The sequence below is a fragment of the Malaciobacter mytili LMG 24559 genome (genome assembly GCF_003346775.1).
GTDB lineage: Bacteria > Campylobacterota > Campylobacteria > Campylobacterales > Arcobacteraceae > Malaciobacter > Malaciobacter mytili.
The window spans coordinates 1063966-1081661 of the sequence record NZ_CP031219.1 but is presented as its reverse complement, the minus strand read 5'-3'; the positions used below and the strand labels follow the sequence as shown (position 1 = coordinate 1081661).

16 protein-coding genes and 1 tRNA gene are annotated in these 17696 nt (G+C 24.6%); 8 read left to right on the top strand and 9 right to left on the bottom strand.

Features of this window, described 5'->3' with window-relative positions:
• Window positions 1–4 precede the first annotated feature (4 nt).
• From AMYT_RS05505 to AMYT_RS14930, 3 genes are all read right to left on the bottom strand, one after another.
• Window positions 5–484, bottom strand: coding sequence for an HD domain-containing protein (locus AMYT_RS05505; protein ID WP_114841553.1), 480 nt, complete (start codon window positions 482–484; stop codon window positions 5–7).
• 13 nt (window positions 485–497) lie between these two features.
• On the bottom strand, window positions 498–1052 hold the full coding sequence (locus AMYT_RS05500) for a hypothetical protein (protein WP_114841552.1): 555 nt from the start codon (window positions 1050–1052) through the stop codon (window positions 498–500).
• Window positions 1053–1214: 162 nt separating this feature from the next.
• Window positions 1215–1312: transfer RNA gene (locus tag AMYT_RS14930), tRNA-Sec, on the bottom strand.
• Window positions 1313–1367: 55 nt separating this feature from the next.
• On the opposite strand from AMYT_RS14930, the gene selA reads away from it, so the two are divergent.
• Window positions 1368–2714, top strand: coding sequence for an L-seryl-tRNA(Sec) selenium transferase (gene selA, locus AMYT_RS05495; protein WP_114841551.1), 1347 nt, complete (start codon window positions 1368–1370; stop codon window positions 2712–2714).
• Window positions 2711–4546 carry a selenocysteine-specific translation elongation factor gene (gene selB / locus AMYT_RS05490; protein WP_114841550.1) on the top strand — a complete coding sequence of 612 codons (1836 nt, stop codon included), beginning with the start codon at window positions 2711–2713 and terminating at the stop codon, window positions 4544–4546. The genes selA and selB overlap by 4 nt, the downstream gene beginning before the upstream one ends.
• Window positions 4547–4556: 10 nt before the next feature.
• On the opposite strand, the gene AMYT_RS05485 is transcribed toward selB, so the two are convergent.
• Window positions 4557–4889: a hypothetical protein gene (locus tag AMYT_RS05485; protein WP_114841549.1), complete on the bottom strand. Its 333-nt coding sequence runs from the start codon at window positions 4887–4889 to the stop codon at window positions 4557–4559.
• A gap of 87 nt (window positions 4890–4976) precedes the next feature.
• On the opposite strand from AMYT_RS05485, the gene AMYT_RS05480 reads away from it, so the two are divergent.
• Window positions 4977–6359 carry a PhoH family protein gene (locus AMYT_RS05480; protein ID WP_114841548.1) on the top strand — a complete coding sequence of 461 codons (1383 nt, stop codon included), beginning with the start codon at window positions 4977–4979 and terminating at the stop codon, window positions 6357–6359.
• Between the two features lie 2 nt (window positions 6360–6361).
• On the opposite strand, the gene AMYT_RS15220 is transcribed toward AMYT_RS05480, so the two are convergent.
• Window positions 6362–6481 carry a FeoB-associated Cys-rich membrane protein gene (locus AMYT_RS15220; protein WP_114841547.1) on the bottom strand — a complete coding sequence of 40 codons (120 nt, stop codon included), beginning with the start codon at window positions 6479–6481 and terminating at the stop codon, window positions 6362–6364.
• Between the two features lie 326 nt (window positions 6482–6807).
• Here AMYT_RS15220 and AMYT_RS05470 point away from each other — a divergent pair, with 326 nt between their 5' ends.
• On the top strand, window positions 6808–8304 hold the full coding sequence (locus AMYT_RS05470; RefSeq protein ID WP_228197918.1) for an HD domain-containing protein: 1497 nt from the start codon (window positions 6808–6810) through the stop codon (window positions 8302–8304).
• Here AMYT_RS05470 and AMYT_RS05465 read toward each other — a convergent pair.
• Genes AMYT_RS05465 through AMYT_RS05450 form a run of 4 tightly spaced genes read right to left on the bottom strand, consistent with a single transcriptional unit; the run spans window position 8294 to window position 13289 of the window.
• Window positions 8294–10036 (bottom strand): sensor histidine kinase, encoded by a 1743-nt coding sequence (locus tag AMYT_RS05465; RefSeq protein WP_114841545.1) that lies wholly within the window; start codon window positions 10034–10036, stop codon window positions 8294–8296. The two genes, AMYT_RS05470 and AMYT_RS05465, sit on opposite strands and share 11 nt — an antisense overlap.
• A complete protein-coding gene (locus AMYT_RS05460; RefSeq protein WP_162919472.1) occupies window positions 10036–10758 on the bottom strand; it encodes a response regulator in 723 nt (240 codons plus the stop codon). Before AMYT_RS05460 ends, AMYT_RS05465 begins: the two co-directional genes overlap by 1 nt.
• A 1-nt stretch (window position 10759) precedes the next feature.
• Complete coding sequence (locus AMYT_RS05455; protein ID WP_114841543.1) at window positions 10760–12571, bottom strand: sensor histidine kinase; 1812 nt, start codon at window positions 12569–12571, stop codon at window positions 10760–10762.
• 1 nt (window position 12572) lies between these two features.
• Window positions 12573–13289, bottom strand: a complete 717-nt coding sequence (locus AMYT_RS05450; protein WP_114841542.1) for a response regulator — start codon at window positions 13287–13289, stop codon at window positions 12573–12575.
• 76 nt (window positions 13290–13365) lie between these two features.
• On the opposite strand from AMYT_RS05450, the gene AMYT_RS05445 reads away from it, so the two are divergent.
• The 4 genes from AMYT_RS05445 to AMYT_RS05430 are packed head-to-tail and all read left to right on the top strand — an operon-like array spanning window position 13366 to window position 17677.
• Window positions 13366–15354: a TonB-dependent receptor domain-containing protein gene (locus AMYT_RS05445; protein WP_114841541.1), complete on the top strand. Its 1989-nt coding sequence runs from the start codon at window positions 13366–13368 to the stop codon at window positions 15352–15354.
• Window positions 15355–15364: 10 nt separating this feature from the next.
• Window positions 15365–15664, top strand: a complete 300-nt coding sequence (locus AMYT_RS05440; RefSeq protein ID WP_114841540.1) for a hypothetical protein — start codon at window positions 15365–15367, stop codon at window positions 15662–15664.
• Window positions 15661–17229 (top strand): PepSY-associated TM helix domain-containing protein, encoded by a 1569-nt coding sequence (locus AMYT_RS05435; protein ID WP_114841539.1) that lies wholly within the window; start codon window positions 15661–15663, stop codon window positions 17227–17229. Before AMYT_RS05440 ends, AMYT_RS05435 begins: the two co-directional genes overlap by 4 nt.
• Window positions 17219–17677, top strand: coding sequence for a hypothetical protein (locus tag AMYT_RS05430; protein WP_114841538.1), 459 nt, complete (start codon window positions 17219–17221; stop codon window positions 17675–17677). The genes AMYT_RS05435 and AMYT_RS05430 overlap by 11 nt, the downstream gene beginning before the upstream one ends.
• Window positions 17678–17696 lie beyond the last annotated feature (19 nt).

Sequence of the window (17696 nt, the reverse complement as noted above, 5' to 3'; positions counted from 1 at the left end):
AGTGCTAAGAATTCTTAGCACTTTTAAAAATACTTTTCTTTGCCAAATCATCATACTTCATAAAAATTTTTAAATCTATGATAAAATCTTTATCTAATTTTTCATATGACCTTTTCATTCTTTTATACTTATTTATTTGATTTCTTTCTTTAGCTTTTTGCATGCCTCTTATTATATAATGGTATCTAACTAAGTTTTTTGTATATAAAGATATTGGCCAATTTCTAACTATAAAAAAAGAAAGTTCTTCATGGTTATGAAAAGAGTATTGATTTGTCTTTTTATCTTCATCATCTTGAAAAGCAATAATAGGTTTTGCAATATCATGTAAAAATCCTGCACCTATCATCTTAAATTGTCTATTTTTAACTAAATGAAAAACCAAAGCTAAAGTATGGGCTAAAACTCCATAATAATGCCATTTATTTTGCTTTATAAAAAGAGTTATAAAAAAGGTTTTTCTAAAAATTCTTGATTTTTTCATTTAATAATTATAACTATTTTTTCTCTAATACTTTATTTTCTAAAGCTATTTTAAAATTTTCAATAGTTTTAATTTCATTTTTTAAAAAATTAATATTAATTTCTTGAAATTTAACTAATTGTTTTTTTTGTAAAACTAAAGTTCTTAAAATCTCAAGTTCAGCATTTTTATTATTTAATTGACTTTCAAAGAGTCTATTTTGTTCTCTTTTTATTATTTCAATTTTTTTATTTATATTATCTTCTGTTATTTTTAAACTCTTTATGGAATCTAATACAATATTTTGTTGTATTACAAATAAACAAAGTAATAAAAGTGCGAAATTAAGGATTTTAATATAATAATCATAATGCATTAAAAAAGTTTGTCTTTTATCAGTATTAAAGAATTTTATTACTTCTACCACTACAAAAATAGCAAGTAAAGCATAAAAATATAAATTTATTTTATTAGTTGCAAAACTATTTGTAATTGAATAAGAAAAAGAGTTGAATATACTTATCACATCATATAGTACATAAACTAATAAAAATAAAGAAGAAGTCAAAAGTATTCTAATTATAATCAAAAAAGCTCCTAATTTTTATAAAATTATAATAAAATAAATATATTAAAAATCTTTATTCCATATTAAAATTAGTAAAAAATTTTTTACCTATATTAAGCTTTTTTCTATTTGGGATAAGATATAATCATAATAAATAAGAAATTTATGAGTAGAATTCAAGTTTGGCGAGAAGGTGTAGGAATCGAACCTACCTCCAACTTTACACAAAGCCAGACATCGGGGTTGAAGCCCGTGGCGTCCACCAGGATCACATACCTCCCAAACAAGTAAGTAATTTTACAATATATAAATTTAAAATAATCTAAAAGGGTAAAGATGGATTTACTAAAATCAATCCCAAAAGTTGATAAGTTTATCAAACACAAAACTTTTGAGAGTTGTTCTTCAAAGCTTATTACAAAAGTTGCAAAAGAAGAAATCACTAAATTAAGAGAAGATATTTTAAATAAAAAGATTGATTCTTTTTGTCAAGAAGAGCTTATAAATAAAACTTTAAAAGCCTATAATCAAATAATCAAACCTTCACTTCAAAAAGTTATAAATGCAACTGGGATTATTGTTCATACAAATTTAGGAAGAAGTCTTATTTCTAAAAAAAGTTTTGAAAAAGCTAAAGAAATAGCAAGTTCTTATAATAATTTAGAATACAATCTTGAAGAAGGAAAAAGAGGTGAAAGATACTCTCATATAGTAAAAACTCTACAAAGTTTAACTGGTTGTGAAGATGCAATAGTAGTAAATAATAATGCAAGTGCAGTATTTTTAGTGCTTAATACTTTTGCAAAAAATAAACAAGCAGTTGTAAGTAGAGGAGAACTTGTAGAAATTGGTGGAAGTTTTAGAGTTCCTGAAGTGATGACTCAAAGTGGAGCAATACTAAAAGAGATAGGTACTACAAATAAAACTCATAAAAAAGATTATGAAAACGCTATAAATGAAAATACTTCTATTTTAATGAAAGTACATAAATCAAACTATTCTATTGAAGGTTTTACAAGTGAAGTTGATTTAAAAGATATAATAGAAGTTGCACAAAAAAACAATGTAATTGATTATTTTGATATGGGAAGTGGACATATGATAGACCTTCCTTTTGGTTTAGATGAAAAAGAGCCTTCAATTTTAAAATATATGCAATATAACCCTTCACTATTGAGTTTTTCAGGAGATAAACTTTTAGGAAGTGTACAAGCTGGGATTATAATAGGTAAAAAAGAGTTAATTGAAAAAATCAAAAAAAATCAACTTTTAAGAATGTTAAGAGTGGATAAACTAACTTTATGTTTATTAGAAGAGCATTTAAATTTATATTTAAAAAATGAGCTTGATGAAATACCAACACTTAAGATGCTTCACACTTCAATTAAAACTTTAGAAGAAAGAGCTTTAAAAGTAAAAGAGTCTTTAGATAAAGTTTGTACTTGCGAAGTTCTACAAAGTTCAACTTTAATTGGAGGAGGAACAACTCCAAATAAAAAAATCCCAACTATTGCTTTAAGTTTAAAGTACAAAGATTTTAAACCAAATAAAATAGAAAAGCTTTTAAGACAAAGAAATATAATTTCAAGAATAGAAAATGAAAAAGTGCTTTTAGATTTTAGAAGTATTCAAGAAGAAGAGATACAAGAACTTATAAATATACTAACTGAGGTTTTTAAATGAGTAACATTATTATAGGTACAGCAGGACATATTGACCATGGAAAAACTTCTTTAATTAAAGCTTTAAATGGTTATGAAGGGGATGAAACAAAAGAGGAAAAACAAAGAGGAATAACTATTGATTTATCTTTTTCAAATTTAAAAAAAGCTCAACAAAATATTGCTTTTATTGATGTTCCAGGCCATGAAAAACTTGTAAAAAATATGATTGCAGGGGCTTTTTCTTTTGATTGTGTTATGCTTGTAGTTGCGGCAACTGAAGGAATAATGCCTCAAACAGTTGAACATATAGAAATTATTAATCTTTTAGGAATTAAAGAAATAGTAGTTGTACTTACTAAAAAAGATTTAGTTTCAAAAGAACAGTTAGAACTTCAAAAAGAGACTATTGAAAAATTTTTAAAAGAGTTTGAGTTTGATATAAAGTTTATTTGTTGTGTTTCTATTTATGAGGAAAAATCAATTGAAAATTTAAAAGACAAACTTTTTACTTTAAAAAGTTCTTCAAAACCTCAAGAAAACTTTTTTAGATATTATGTGGATAGAGTTTTTTCAGTAAAAGGTATAGGTACAGTTGTAACAGGAACTGTATTAGGAAATCAAATAAGCTTAGATGAAAAAGTTTTTATTCCCCATTTACAAAAAGAGACTAAAATAAAAAATATTCAAGTACACAACCAAAATGCCCTTGAAGCAAATATTTCAAATAGAGCAGCTCTTAATCTTCAAAATATAAAAGCTACTGAATTACAAAGAGGTGATTTAATCTCTAAAAAAGGCTTTTTAAGGGGGTTTGATACTTTAGATATTAGTTTTAAGTGTCTAAAAGGAAAAGAACTTCATCATAATAGAGTTTATTCACTATTTATAGGTTCTAAAAAAGTAGAAGTAAAAGTTTTACTTTTTGATTCAACTACTACTTTAGAAGAGGGTTTTGCTACTATAAAAGCTAAAGAAGAGTTTTTTTGCATATATAAAGAAAAAATTATTTTAAGAGAAGCAAATGATACAATTGCAGGGGGTATTATCTTAAATTCAGTTAATGACCCAATGAAAAAATCACAAAAAAAACTACTTTTAAATGCTTTATATGAAAAGAATATTAAAGAAGCTTATAATATTTTACTTCAAGCACATAAAAAAGGATTAGGGCTTATCTCTTCAGCTCAAAGATTTGCCTTAAGCCATGATGAAGCTATAAACTTTGGTAAAAACTTAGAAGAAGTATTTTGTGATGAAAAAGAGTTAGTTATTTATCCTATATTTACAAAAGAGTATATAAAAGAACAAATTAAACAAATCTATACAAAAAATAGCTATGCCCTACTTTCAAATGCAGCAATAAAACTTAGAATAAAATGGGCAAGTACAGCCTTTATTCAAACTGTTTTAGATGAACTTGAAAAAGAAAACTTTTTAATTAAAGATAAAAATCTTTATAGAAATGCAAATATAAAAGAGGATTTTGCTAAAAACTTAGAAGATATAATTTCAAAAAGATTAGAAGAAGAAGATTTAGCTCCAACTGCTCCATATAATATCTATGATGATTTAGATATTGATAGAAAACTAGGAGATAATATCTTAAAATCTTTATGTTCTAAAAAACAAGTTATAAGACTTCAACATAATTTATTTATCCATGCAAATAGCCTTTCAAAAGTAGTAAAACAAATGAAAGAGATTATAAAAGAAGATGGATATATTGATATTAACAACTTCAAAGATAAATATCCTTTAAGTAGAAAATACTTAATTACATATCTAGACTATTTAGATAACTTTTCTCAAATAAAAAAAATAGATAATAAAAGAGTATTTTTAAAAGAGTAAATCTTAGGATTTACTCACTACACTGTGCTACTACTTTTGAATCCTTTGCATAATATAAAACAAAAGATTTTAAATATGGTTGTATTGTTTCAAACTTTTCTGTATCTAAAAACTGACAAAATTTTTTATTTGAAGCATACTTTTGTTTTAACCCTTGTGCATTATTTAAAAAGAGTTCTTCCCACTGTTTTTTTGTATAAAGTTTAGTAAATTCATCACCTTTAATATTTAGCATTGGATAAATTATAAATTTATAATAAGTTTGTCCCTTAGCCACATTGGCTTCATTATAAGCAAATAAAAAAAAGGGAAGTATTGTTAAAAGTAATATTTTTCTTAGCATTTTCTTTCCTTAGTGTATTTGTAATAATATCAAAGTTTTATTTTTTTTGTTATTAAGATGTAACCATATTAAAGTTACAATTTTCCTATGAAAGAAAAAATATATGTACTAGATACGAATATCATTTTACAAAACATTCAAAATCTAAATAGAATTTCGGATAATAAAACAAATAAAATCGTAATCCCTGAAATAGTTCTATTGGAGCTTGAAGATAAGAAAAAATTGTTAAATGAACTAGGGTTTTATGCAAGAGAGTTTGCTAGATTATTAGCTAGTATGAAAATAAAAGAGGTTGATTATAAACCTGGATATAAAGTAGTAAAACTTTTTAATGAAGAATTAGTATTAAATATCATCTCAAAAGATAATTATGAAGCTAAAATCGAACAAAATTATCTTAGTGAAAGTAATGATAAAAGAATAATTGAAGTTGCAGTAGTAGCACAAGAGTACTATAAAGGTGCACAAACTATTTTCCTATCACTTGATGTATATGCAAGAACTTTTGCACTTTTTAAAGGAATTAAAGCTGAAACTTTACATGATGATAAATCAACTGTTCCAAAATTTGAGTTTGTAAAACATTTTTCTTTAGATTCTACACTTTTTAATAGCTTAGAATTAAGTGATATTAAAAATATTGATAACGAATATACTTATGAAAACTTTTGTTATTGTTTTGAAAGTGAAGATGGAAATAAAATCTATGCAATAATTATCAATGAAAAAATAAATATTTTAAATGAAGCAGACTTTAAAACTTTAAGTATAAAACCTGTAAATTTAAAACAAAAACTTTTTATGAAAGCAATTTTATCAAATATGTATGATTTACTTGTAATTGATGCAAAAGCAGGAAGTGGTAAAACTCTAATGTCAATAGTTTCAGCAATGCGACTAATTGATTTAGGGCATTATGATAAGATTGTATATGTAAGAAACTCTATTGAATCATTGGATAAAGGTGCAGATATAGGTTATCTATCAGGGAATGAAGAAAAATTTAGAATCTATAATATGGCATTATCAGATACTTTAGAGTTTATTGCAAAAAAACAACTAAGAAAAAATGAAAATCGAGAAAATAAAGAATCAATAGAATCAAAAATAGATGAGCTTTCTTCAAAATATTGTATAGAAACACTTTGGCCAGGAGAAGCAAGAGGAAGAACTTTAAGTTCAGCTATAGTGATTATGGATGAATGGCAAAACTCAAGTGAAAAGACAACACAACTTATCTTAAGTAGGCTTGATGAGTCTTGTATGGCTATTGTAATTGGCTCAAATAGACAAATAGATAATTTATACTTAAATAAATACAATAATGGACTTACTACTTTATTAAAACAAACAAATGAAAAGCACCCAGAATTAAAAATGTTTGCAATTGAGTTAGAAAAAGCAGTAAGAGGAAAATTTGCAGAGTTTACAGAAAGAATCTTTGATAAACAAACAAATAGAGAATAACTCTATTTGTTTTTGCAGTTATTGCCACTACCACAGCCGCAACCACCCTCTTTTTTAAAAGTTTTTTTATATAAAAAATATAAACAAAGTAAAGTAATAATTAATATAATAAAATCTTCCATAGTTTTCCTTAGTGATTATCATTATTAAAATAATACTCTTATTTTTCTTTAGTAACCATAATGCAATTGTATTTTAATATAATTTTTAATTAAGCAAAATAATTGTTTATAAAAAATATAATATAAAAAAATAAAAGGATTTTATAATAATACATAATAGATTAATCAATGATACAATTTATAATCATATTGAATATACAAAGTTAGAAGATAAAATACTTCAGACAAAAATAGTAAATAGGCTTCAGTTTATAACACAAAATGCTTTAGCATACTTCTCTTATCCTTCTATTACAACAAAGAGATTTATACATTCATTGGGAACTATGCATTTAGCTTCATTTATGTTTAAAAACTCCCTATTAAACGCTGATAAAAATACAAAAAATGAGTTTTTAAAAGAGGCTAAAGAGGTTATAAAAGATATTATTGAAAAAAATAATTTAAATCTTCAAATAAAAGATTTAGAATATTTTGATAATAAAGCTTTATACCAATTTACAATCCCAACAAAATCAAAATCTCAAAGGGCTGTATATACTATCTTATTACAAACTATTAGAATAGTAGGATTATTGCATGATGTGGGACATTTACCCTTTTCTCATCAAGTTGAATATGCACTAAAAAAAGTATATACAGATATTTTAGAAAAACAAACTCTCCTTCCAAAGGAAAAAGAGTTTAAAGAAATCTATGAACAAATTACTCAAAATAGTTCTTTGGTTTTACATGAAGCTATTGGAAAAAGTCTTTTAAATATTTTATTTGATTATGAAGTAGCTGAGTTTATAAAAAAAGAAGAGAGTAAAGATTATTTACAGCTTTTAAAAATTTTAGCTTTAAACATATTGGAAGAAAAAGTTTATAATAACTTTGATTTTAAAGTATTACACTCTTATATTGATGGAACTGTTGATGCAGATAGACTTGATTATATCAATAGAGATATGCTTTCAAGTGGATATATAACTGGTCCAAATGACCATATTAGAATTACGAAGCAAACTATTTTAGTAAAAAGTGATAATAGATTTATTTTAAGCTTTTTTGATATGTCTTTAATAGATATAGAACATATGTTAGAAATGAGATTTAATCTTTATAAAAAAGTTATTTACAATCACGGTATTGCAAAAACAGATGCTGTTTTAGAAAATGTTGTAAAATATCTATCTGATAACTATTTTAATGATGAAACAACAATTACTAAACTTTCTGATTCTATTTCAATGCTTTGGAAATTTTTAGAAGAAAAAGAGGTTCAAAAAAAGCTAGATATTATTAGTTTATTAGATGAAAACTGGCTAATAAGTCTTTTTAAAAATGAGTATTTTAAAATTAAAAATAATAAAGATATAACAAGAAGAGATGAAAAATATCTTTACTGTTTTGAAGAGGTTCTTTTTGGGAAAAGAGTATTTGCAAGTCCATGGAAAAACCTAAATGAATTTTACAAAGTTTTAAACTTTAGTACAGTTGAAAGATATAAATTTAGAGAAAGTTTTGGATATATAACAGAATTTAGGTTAAAAAAACTACAAAAAGCTTTAGATGAATTTGTAAATTATTGGGAAGTTGAAAAAAAAGAGGCTTTTTTAACTTATCAAATTGTATCTTTTAAATTAGGAATTCAAAAGAATTTTATGCTTTATGATGGAGATGAACTAATTAAATTAGATGAAGTTTCAACTTTAAGAAAAAGACTTAAACACTCTATGTTAAATACTGTTCCTTTTTATATTTATATTAGTCAAAAATATCTAAATGATGAGATGAAAAAACAACTAAAAGATATATTATTTAATATTTTTAGTGAATAGAAAAAACTATTGTAAACTTTGAGCCAGCTTCATAATCATATGTAAGTTTGGCTTTTAGTTGAGCTTTTGCAATAGAAGTAATAAGCTTTAGTCCTAAAGAGTTTGCTTTATAAATATCTATATGTTTTGAAAAACCTTCACCATTATCTAAAACTATTAATTCATAACTATTTTTAAGCTTTTTAAAACTAATAAAAAGTAAAAACTCCTTTTTATAAGCATATTTAAAACTATTTGTAATTAGTTCATTTAAAATTAATCCACAAGGCATTGCATACTGTATATTTAAATCTACCTCATCAAGCTTTAGTTTTATACAATCTTTTGAAATATTATAAGCTTTTGCAATATCAAAAGTTAAAGAAGAAATATACTCTTTCATAGGAATTTTATTTAAATTTGAAGATTCATAAAGCTTTCTATGCAATAACTCCATTGTAAAAACTCTTTCTTGAATATCACTAAGCACTTTTTTTGTTGATTCATCTTTAATCTTAGATTGTTGAAGTTTTATAAACCCTATGGTTAAAGCAAGATTGTTTTTAACTCTATGATGTATCTCTTTTAATAGCATCTCTTTTTCTTCCAAAGAAATAATTAATTCTTTTGTTCTTTTTTCCACTTCTAAATCTAAAGTTTTAAAATTTTTTTCTATATTTTCAAGCATAGAATCAAAAGTTTCACCCAAAATTCCTATATCATCTTCACCTTTAACTTTACTTCTTAAACTAAGATTTCCTTTGTTTACCTCTTTTGCAGTATTTGATAAAATATTTATATTTTTTAAAACTCTTCTAAATAAAAAATACCCAAGAATAATAGCAATAAGTAAAGATATAAAAGCATAAAATAAAACTTGAAAAAAAGAGTTAAGTGCACTTCTATTTATATCCTCTTCAAAAGCAGTAACAACCAATAAAAAAGCATCTTCTTTATCTTCATTTATTAAACTAACCCAAGTTTTTGCTTTTTTATTTTCTAAAATATGCTTTAATGGTTTTGTAGCAAATAAAATCTCTTTTGCTCTTAGATTACTTGTTGTGGGAATTTTTACATTGGACATATTACTTATCCAAAAAACATCACTTTTGCCACTACTTAATCTATCTATTCTTTCATTTTTTAAAGCCCATTGTTTATTTATATTTAATAAAAATATTTTTCCTTTGTGAATATCTGAAGTTAAAGCAAAACTCTTTTGAATATTATTTTTAATATCTTCTTCAAACTGCATATGTTTTGCTTTAAAAGAGTCTTTAAAGCAAGTTGCAACAAGAAGTTTATTTTCTGCTGTTTTTATGGCATATGAAATATTTTTATATAAGAAAAAATCCTTAACTATAATTTTAGTTTTTGTATCAAACCATTGATTTAAAGGTAGTTTTTCCTTTAAGAAACTAACTTTACAATTAATTTGTTTTTCTATTTTATTTAAATTGATTTCTCTATTTAATAAAATTTCATAATCTAAAAATTTTAAAGTAGTTTCTATATTTTTTCTAGCCATTAAATAATCATTTTTTATATGATTTATTAAAGCTTTTGAAGCCATATGGGCTTGTTGAGTAGTAAGATTAATCATCTGCTGAATTTTTGAGTCAATAAATTTTTGCTGTTGTTGTTTAATCTTTGGGGCAATTAAAAGAAAAAAACTTATTGCAAGTATTAAAGCAATAATAATTAATAAAGAGCCTACTTTTAGCTCTAAAGAGATATATTTGGGTTTTGACATTATTTTAAAACCTTTAGTTTATATCCCATATCATAAATATTTTCAAAAGGGTTTGTTTGAAGTTTTTGCTTTAATCTATATACTAAAGTTCTTAGTTTTCCCATATCAAATAAAGTTTGTCTATATATATAAGAACTAATAGTATCAAAACTTACAACCTCACCTGCTTTTTGGCTCATTATTTCAAAAAGCTTTATTTCATTTTTTGTAAGTTTTATTTGTTTATTATTTTTATAAAGCCTTTTATTTATAGTATCAAATTTTAAATTCTCTTCTAAAAAGATAAATTCACTTATCTCTTGATGTTTTTTAGTTTGAAAAAAATATCTATGTTTATGAAGTGCAGCAAGAAGTGTTGCTTTTACCTCTTTATCTTTGCAAGGCTTAATTAAATATCCATAAGGTTCACACTGCATTGCTTTTTTTATCACTCTATCATTACAATAAGAAGTTAAAAAAACAATTGGAATTTTATATCTATCCCATACTTGTTTAGCTAACTGTATACCATCAATTGAATCATTTAAATTTATATCCATTAAAATTATATCTGGATGCTTTTTATTTAAAAAACTTAAAGTATCTATTGCATTTGATTCAATAGAACTTACACTAAACCCCATCTCATTTAGAGAAACTTCCAAAGCTAAAGCTAAAACAATTTCATCTTCTACAATTAAAACTTCTATTTCATTTTGTATTACATCTAATAAACTTGACATACTATTCATCCATTTTAAAACTTATGCAAAAACTTGCACCTTTATTGTATTTATATTCTATTTTGCCCAAAAGCTGACCTGTGGAAATAGAACTAACTAGTCTTAAACCTAAACTTTTTGCCTTTGTTATTTCAAAATCTTTTGGCAACCCAAATCCATTATCTTCTATAAGTAAAGTTGCTATATTATCTTTTAATTTAAACTCTATTTTTACAAAAGGATTTATAGTATTTGTAAAAGCATACTTAAAAGCATTTGTTACTACTTCATTTATAATAAGTCCACAAGGCATTGCATATTCAATATTTATAAAAACCTTTTGTATATTTGTTATTAACTGTATATCTTTTTTTAATTCAAAAGTATTTTTAAGTTCATAAACTAACTCTTCCACATATTTTTTAAAATCAATTGAGTTTAAATCTTTTGATTCATAAAGTTTTCTATGCAATAACTCCATAGTATAAACTCTTTTTTCAATTTCACTTAAAACCTCTTTTGTATTTTTATCATTTACTTTATATTTTTGAAGTTTTATAAAATTAATTGTTAAGGCAAGATTGTTTTTAACCCTATGATGTATCTCTTTTAATAAAATCTCTTTTTCTTTTAAAGAGGCACTTAACTCTTTTGTTCTTTTTTCCACTTTTAAATCAAGATTTTTAATATTTTCTTCTAGTTTATTTAGCATAGAGTCAAAAGCCACACCTAAAACTCCAATATCATCATCACCTTTTACATTACTTCTTAAGCTTAAATTTCCATTACAAATATTTCTTGCTGTATATGAGAGTTTTTCTATATTTTTAATCCATCTTTTAAAAATAAAAAAAGCTACTAAAATAGAGATAACTAAAGCAAGAATTGAAACTACAAAAATTTTAAAAAAACTATTTTCTATACTATTATTAAAATCTTCCTCAAAAGAGCTAAGAACTAAAATAAACTTTTGTCTTTCATCTTCAAAAATGGTGCTTATCCAAGTTAAAGCCTCTTTTTCTTCTATTTTATGTCTAAACAGTTCTATATTTGCAACTTTTAAAATATCTTTTACTTTTAATTCTCCTGTTATTGGTTGTTTTATATTTGAAATTTTACTTATACAATAATTCTTATAATTTTCATTATTTAACTCATCTAAAGTAAGATTAGTATCTTTTATATCTTTCCTTACCCACATTAAATATACTTTTCCATGGTGTATATCTTGCGTTAAATCAAAGCCTTTTTGAACTATTTGTTTTACTTCTTTTTCTATATCATAAGAGTTATTTTTAAACTTACTTGTACAAGTTATATAAAGTTCTTTATTATTAAAGTCTGTTTTATATAAATAGTAATTTTCACTAGGACACATACTTATTTTATTAAAAGAGCTAAATCTTAGCCATTGGTTATTATTATATTTAGAAGGTTCAAAACTTAACTGTACATTGGGATTTTTAAAGATTTTATTATCTAAATTAATTGAGCATATATACTCTTTTGTTATATTTTCTAAATCGCTTTCCAAATAAGTATAATTACTATCTAAACTATTTTTTAATTTAATTTTATCAATATTATTTAGTATATTTATCTTATGAATATTTGCTTCACTTTTTCCATATCTTTTAAAATAATCAACCACAAGTTTAATTTGCTGAGTTGAAAGTAATACCATTTTTTGCGTTTGTAATAAAGCACTATTATAATCTTTTCTTTTTATATCTGGAATAATTAAAATAAATAAAATACTTACTAAAAGTAGCCCTAAAATAAAAAATGAAAGAACTATTTTTACCCCTAAAGATATTTTTTTATACTTTGCCAAACTATTTTAACCTATAACCTGTTTCAAAAATACTTTCGATTAAATCTGCTTTTATTTTCTGTTTTACTCTATATACTAAAGTTCGCAGTTTTCCCAAGTCATATAAGCTATCTCTCCAAATATAGTTGCTAATTCTTTCAAAAGAGACTGTTTCTCCCACATTTTCACAAAGTATTTCAAAAAATTTTGTTTCATTTCCTGTTAATTTTATAGGCTCTTTATCTTTATATAAAAGTGCTTTTCCAAGGTGGAATTTAAAATTATCTTTTAAGTTTACAAACTGTTGTTCTTCATCAAAAACTTTTATATTCTTAAAAAAATAGTTATGTTTATATATGGCAACTTGTATTGCAACACTTAACTCTTCATCTTTACAGGGTTTTAGTAAATATCCATAAGGTTCACAAGCCATAGCTTTTTTAATTGTTTTTTCATCACTATAAGAAGTTAAAAAAATAATTGGAATTTTATAATATTGCCAAATATGTTTTGCAGCTTCAATTCCGCTACTTGAACCTCTTAAATTAATATCCATTATGATAATATCCGGTTTTCTTTCTCTTACATGGTTTATAGCATTTGCTGATGTTGTTTCTATCCCACTTACACTATATCCCATATTTTGTAAAGAGTATTCCATACCAATTGCAAGAACTGTTTCATCTTCAACTATTAATATAGAAACATCTTCTTTTACAAAATTTGTAACTTTTGACATAAATTTCACCTTTTGTGATTTTATTGTGATTTGTATTAGTTATGATACTCAATATCAATTTAAACAAGGATTAAATATGAAAAATAACAAAATATTGTTAAGTTCTTTTGCAGCAATTTCAATTTTTTGCACACATGCGATTGCAAATGATTCTGCAAAACTTAACTCTGTTGATGTGTGGGAGACTGAAGTTGTAAGTTCATCTTTAAATTTAGGTAAAGATGCAATTGAAACTAAACAAGCAGATCACTTAAGTGATTTATTAAGAGATTTACCAGGTGTTGAAGTTGGAGGAACTCATTCAATTAATAATAGAATCAACATAAGAGGTTTACAAGATGAGGATTTAGATATTACAATTGATGGGGCAAAAGTTCAAAATGCAAATATGTTTCACCATATAGGTAACTTACTTATAAATCCTGATATTTTGAAAAAAGCAGATATTCAAGTTGGTACAAATTCAGTTGTTAGTGGAAGTTTAGGTGGTTCTATCGCATTTGAAACAAAAGATGGAAAAGATATGTTACAAGAGGGGCAAAAGTATGGTGCAAGAATTTCTACAACATATAACTCAAACAATTCAACAGCAGCTTCAATTGCTGGATATGGAAAAGTAACAGATAACTTTAGTTTTTTACTATATCACAATTATATAAATAAAGATAATTGGAAGTATCCATCAGGAGAAAGAACTTTTGGTATTGAAGGTAAAAATCACAATACTTTAGTTAAAGGAACTTATAATATTAGTGATAATCAATCTATTTCTATATCTTATGATAAATTAACTGATAAAGGTGATTATTTACCAAGACCAGATATGAATGCAGATGCAAATAGTGTTTTAACTGGAAAGGGGGTAACTTTTGATACAGAGTATGAAAGAGAAACAATTACTTTAAAACATAAATTAGATTTAGGCAAAAACCTAAAACTTGATACTACTTTATACTCAAATAATAATGAAATAAATAGAGATGAAGCTTGGAGTGGAGCAAGAAGTCCAAGACCAGATTTTAAAGGAACACTAGAAGGTGAAGTGAAAACTATTGGGCTTAATACAAAAGCTCAATCAAATCTTGAAACAGGCTCTTTATTGCATACTTTAACTTATGGTGCTTTATTTGATAAACAAACAAGTAAAGTAAAATGGAATGGAAATAAATATGGGAAAGATGAAAAAGCAAATACTTTTGCTATTTATTTAGAAAATGCCATTGATTTTAATAATGGTTTTGTTTTAACTCCAGGAGTTAGATATACAAACTATAAACTTGATGGTTCATATGGGGATATAAATGATAATGAATTAACATATGGTTTGGCAGCTGAGTATGCACTAACAGATACTATTACTTTACTTGCAAGTGCAACTACACTTTATAAAGGTGTACCAATGGTTGATGTTTTAGCTTCAAATAGAACTTCTATGTTAGATTCTGAATCACTAAAAGCAGAAACAGGAATTAATAAAGAAGTAGGATTTAGATATATCAATGATAATGTTTTAGGTGCTGATAAAGTTGGTTTATCATTTAAATATTTTAGAACACAAATTGATGATGTTATTGAGAGTCTTTGGAGTGGAAACAGTGCATATATGGTTAATAATGGAGACTTAGAGATTAAAGGATTTGAAGCAAGCTTTAAATATATTAAGGGTGATTTTAGTTCATTATTTGCATTTTCTAAATCAAATACTGAGTATTCAAAAACAAAACTATCTTCAGATTATGAAGCAGGAGATAAATTTACAATTGGGTTAAACTACAAAGTTACTCCTGCTGTTGATTTTTCTTGGAACTCAATTTTTGTAAAAAGTGAAAAAAATATTGGTTCACTTGCTGGAATTGATCATAAACCAGGATATGCAGTACATAATATGGCTGTTAAGTATGTACCACAGTTAAATAAAAACTTAACTATTTTAGCTGGAGTTGATAATATTTTTAATAAAGAATATATCTCTCACACATCAAGAAATGATGTGGCAAGAGGGACATTCTTAGGAGATTATGAACCTGGAAGAAACTTTAAAGTAACTCTTTCTTATAAATTTTAAGAGATAAAAAATGATAAAGAATTTTTATCTTTTTATAAAAGAACCCAAAGCCAAAATTGGCTGGGTTCATGGTATTTTAGCCTGTATAGGGGCACTATATCTTAGTTTTTTTAGTATGCTAAGCTTAACTTATATTTTACAGCAAGATTATGCTATTAAAATCTTACCTGCTATGATATGTACGCCTATACTAATTTGTTCTTTTGGAATTTGGATACTTTTTAGTTTAACTATTTTACAAGCACTAAAAAAAATCCTTTACGCAAGCTTACTTATAACTTTATTTTTAATAATCAAAGGTATATTATGAAAACTGAAAAGTTAAATTTAAAATACCTTCTACGCGCGCATACAGTTATAGGTTTAGTTTGCGTTTTTTTATTTTATATTAGTTCATATTTTGGGGCTTTTACACTTTTCTTACCCTATATTCAAATATGGGAAACACCGTCAAAACATATAAAACATACAGTTAATTATGAGTTTAATATTGATAAAAAACTTGAAAAGATTATAAATGAATATAAATTTAATACTAAAAATATAGAGATAACTCCTCCAAATTTTAAAGACCCTAGAATTCAAATCAGTTCTAAAAATCAAAATAGTGTTTTTTTAAATCCAAATACAAATGAAATATTAGATACTAAAAATGAACAAAAAACAGTTAGTACCTTTTTTAATATGATTCATTTTGGTGGGAATATTCCAATAGTTGGAAGAGTTATGATGGGTATAGCTTCCATTTGTATTTTATTTTTAATTATCTCTGGAATAATGATATTTTTTTTAAATAAAAAGAAAAAAGCAAATGAAAGAAAAAGTTTTAAAAGAACTTGGTATAAATGGCATAAGTATTTAGGTTTATTTTTAGCTACTTTTATTTTTATTTTTGCAATAACAGGAGCTTTTTTAGGCTTTATGCTTACAAATTCAGCACCATTTGCACTTACTGCTTCAAATTTTGAAAAAAGTAGTTTAAGACCTTTGGTTTCCCCTATTATTTTTCAGCAAAAAGAACTTTTAAAAGAGGATACAAATATCTCTAAAATGCAAGATTTATCCTTTTTAATTTTAAAAGCAAAAGAGAATTATAAAAATCTTCATATTGATAAAATCAATATTTATAATTTTAATAAAAGTAATTCTCAAATACATTTTAGAGGTCACTTAACAAATAATAAAGCCTTAACAGGCCCTTTTAATAAAGTATTTATTACTTTAAATAGTAATACAGCAGAAGTAATAGAAAAAAAACAATTAGAGCAAACTCATATTATAAATAAAGTTATGTCAGCTTTTTATTTTTTGCATTTTCTACCCGATGAAACAATACTTTTAAGAACTATATTCTTTATACTTTCAATTTTTATGATTATTTGTTTAGTTTTTGGATATTTAATTTGGGCAGAAAAAAAACTAAAACACCAAAATGATTTAGGTTATTTTAACTTCTTAAATAGATTTTGTATTGCAATTATGATAGGAGTAATCCCAGCAAGTTGTTTTGTTATATTTTTACATTGGCTACTACCTTTTGAAACTTATGATAGAGAGATTTGGATACAAGGATGTTTTTATACACTTTGGGCTTTTACTTTATTTTATAGTATGTATGAAAACTCAATTACTAAAATCTTTAAACTTTTTTTTCTAATATCTATAATTTTAATTGTTTGTGCAGTTTTACTCCATGGACTTAAAACAGAACTTTATTTTTGGATAAGTTTTCAAAAAGAACTATATGCTCTATTTTTAGTGGATATTATATTTTTATTTTTTGCTTTAATTTTACTATTTTTATATTTTTATATTGAAAAATTAGAGGTTTTTAAAAGATTGCATAATGAGGAGTTTTTATATTATGAAAAATAAATTTACAACAATTTTAATAATAGCTTTTTTTAGTATTAATTTATATGCTCACAATATGGCAGGCTTTGAAATGGTTTTAAAACCATTAAAAGATGATTTATTAAAAATTGAAGCTAAGATGAAAAACTCTTCAAGAAAACTTTATGGAAATAAAGTTCAATTAGTCTCTATGGTTGATAATAGAGTATTGTTAGAAGGATATTTACAAGAGAAAAAAGATTTAATAGTAAAAATTCCAAAGGAATCTTATTGGGTATATATTTATATAGAAGATAATGATATTGTGCAAGAAGGTCCAGCACCTATAAATGGTTTTAAGATTATTGTACAATCGCAAAAAAACAAAGCTTTTAAATACTGTTTATACCTTAGTTTACTATTTCTTATCCTAGCAGGCTTTATAGCAATGAAAAAAATAAGAGTTTATAAAAAATTAAAAAATAGCTAAAAATTTTCTATTTATACAA

Bases quoted from the DNA above. Each gene is read 5' to 3' on its own strand.
- AMYT_RS15220 (WP_114841547.1), bottom strand. From the start codon at position 6,481: ATGGAAGATTTTATTATATTAATTATTACTTTACTTTGTTTATATTTT.
- AMYT_RS05460 (WP_162919472.1), bottom strand. From the start codon at position 10,758: ATGTCAAGTTTATTAGATGTAATACAAAATGAAATAGAAGTTTTAATT.
- AMYT_RS05445 (WP_114841541.1), top strand. From the start codon at position 13,366: ATGAAAAATAACAAAATATTGTTAAGTTCTTTTGCAGCAATTTCAATT.
- AMYT_RS05470 (WP_228197918.1), top strand. From the start codon at position 6,808: ATGCATTTAGCTTCATTTATGTTTAAAAACTCCCTATTAAACGCTGAT.
- selB (WP_114841550.1), top strand. From the start codon at position 2,711: ATGAGTAACATTATTATAGGTACAGCAGGACATATTGACCATGGAAAA.
- AMYT_RS05505 (WP_114841553.1), bottom strand. From the start codon at position 484: ATGAAAAAATCAAGAATTTTTAGAAAAACCTTTTTTATAACTCTTTTT.
- AMYT_RS05485 (WP_114841549.1), bottom strand. From the start codon at position 4,889: ATGCTAAGAAAAATATTACTTTTAACAATACTTCCCTTTTTTTTATTT.
- AMYT_RS05435 (WP_114841539.1), top strand. From the start codon at position 15,661: ATGAAAACTGAAAAGTTAAATTTAAAATACCTTCTACGCGCGCATACA.
- AMYT_RS05465 (WP_114841545.1), bottom strand. From the start codon at position 10,036: ATGTCAAAACCCAAATATATCTCTTTAGAGCTAAAAGTAGGCTCTTTA.
- AMYT_RS05440 (WP_114841540.1), top strand. From the start codon at position 15,365: ATGATAAAGAATTTTTATCTTTTTATAAAAGAACCCAAAGCCAAAATT.
- selA (WP_114841551.1), top strand. From the start codon at position 1,368: ATGGATTTACTAAAATCAATCCCAAAAGTTGATAAGTTTATCAAACAC.
- AMYT_RS05480 (WP_114841548.1), top strand. From the start codon at position 4,977: ATGAAAGAAAAAATATATGTACTAGATACGAATATCATTTTACAAAAC.
- AMYT_RS05430 (WP_114841538.1), top strand. From the start codon at position 17,219: ATGAAAAATAAATTTACAACAATTTTAATAATAGCTTTTTTTAGTATT.
- AMYT_RS05450 (WP_114841542.1), bottom strand. From the start codon at position 13,289: ATGTCAAAAGTTACAAATTTTGTAAAAGAAGATGTTTCTATATTAATA.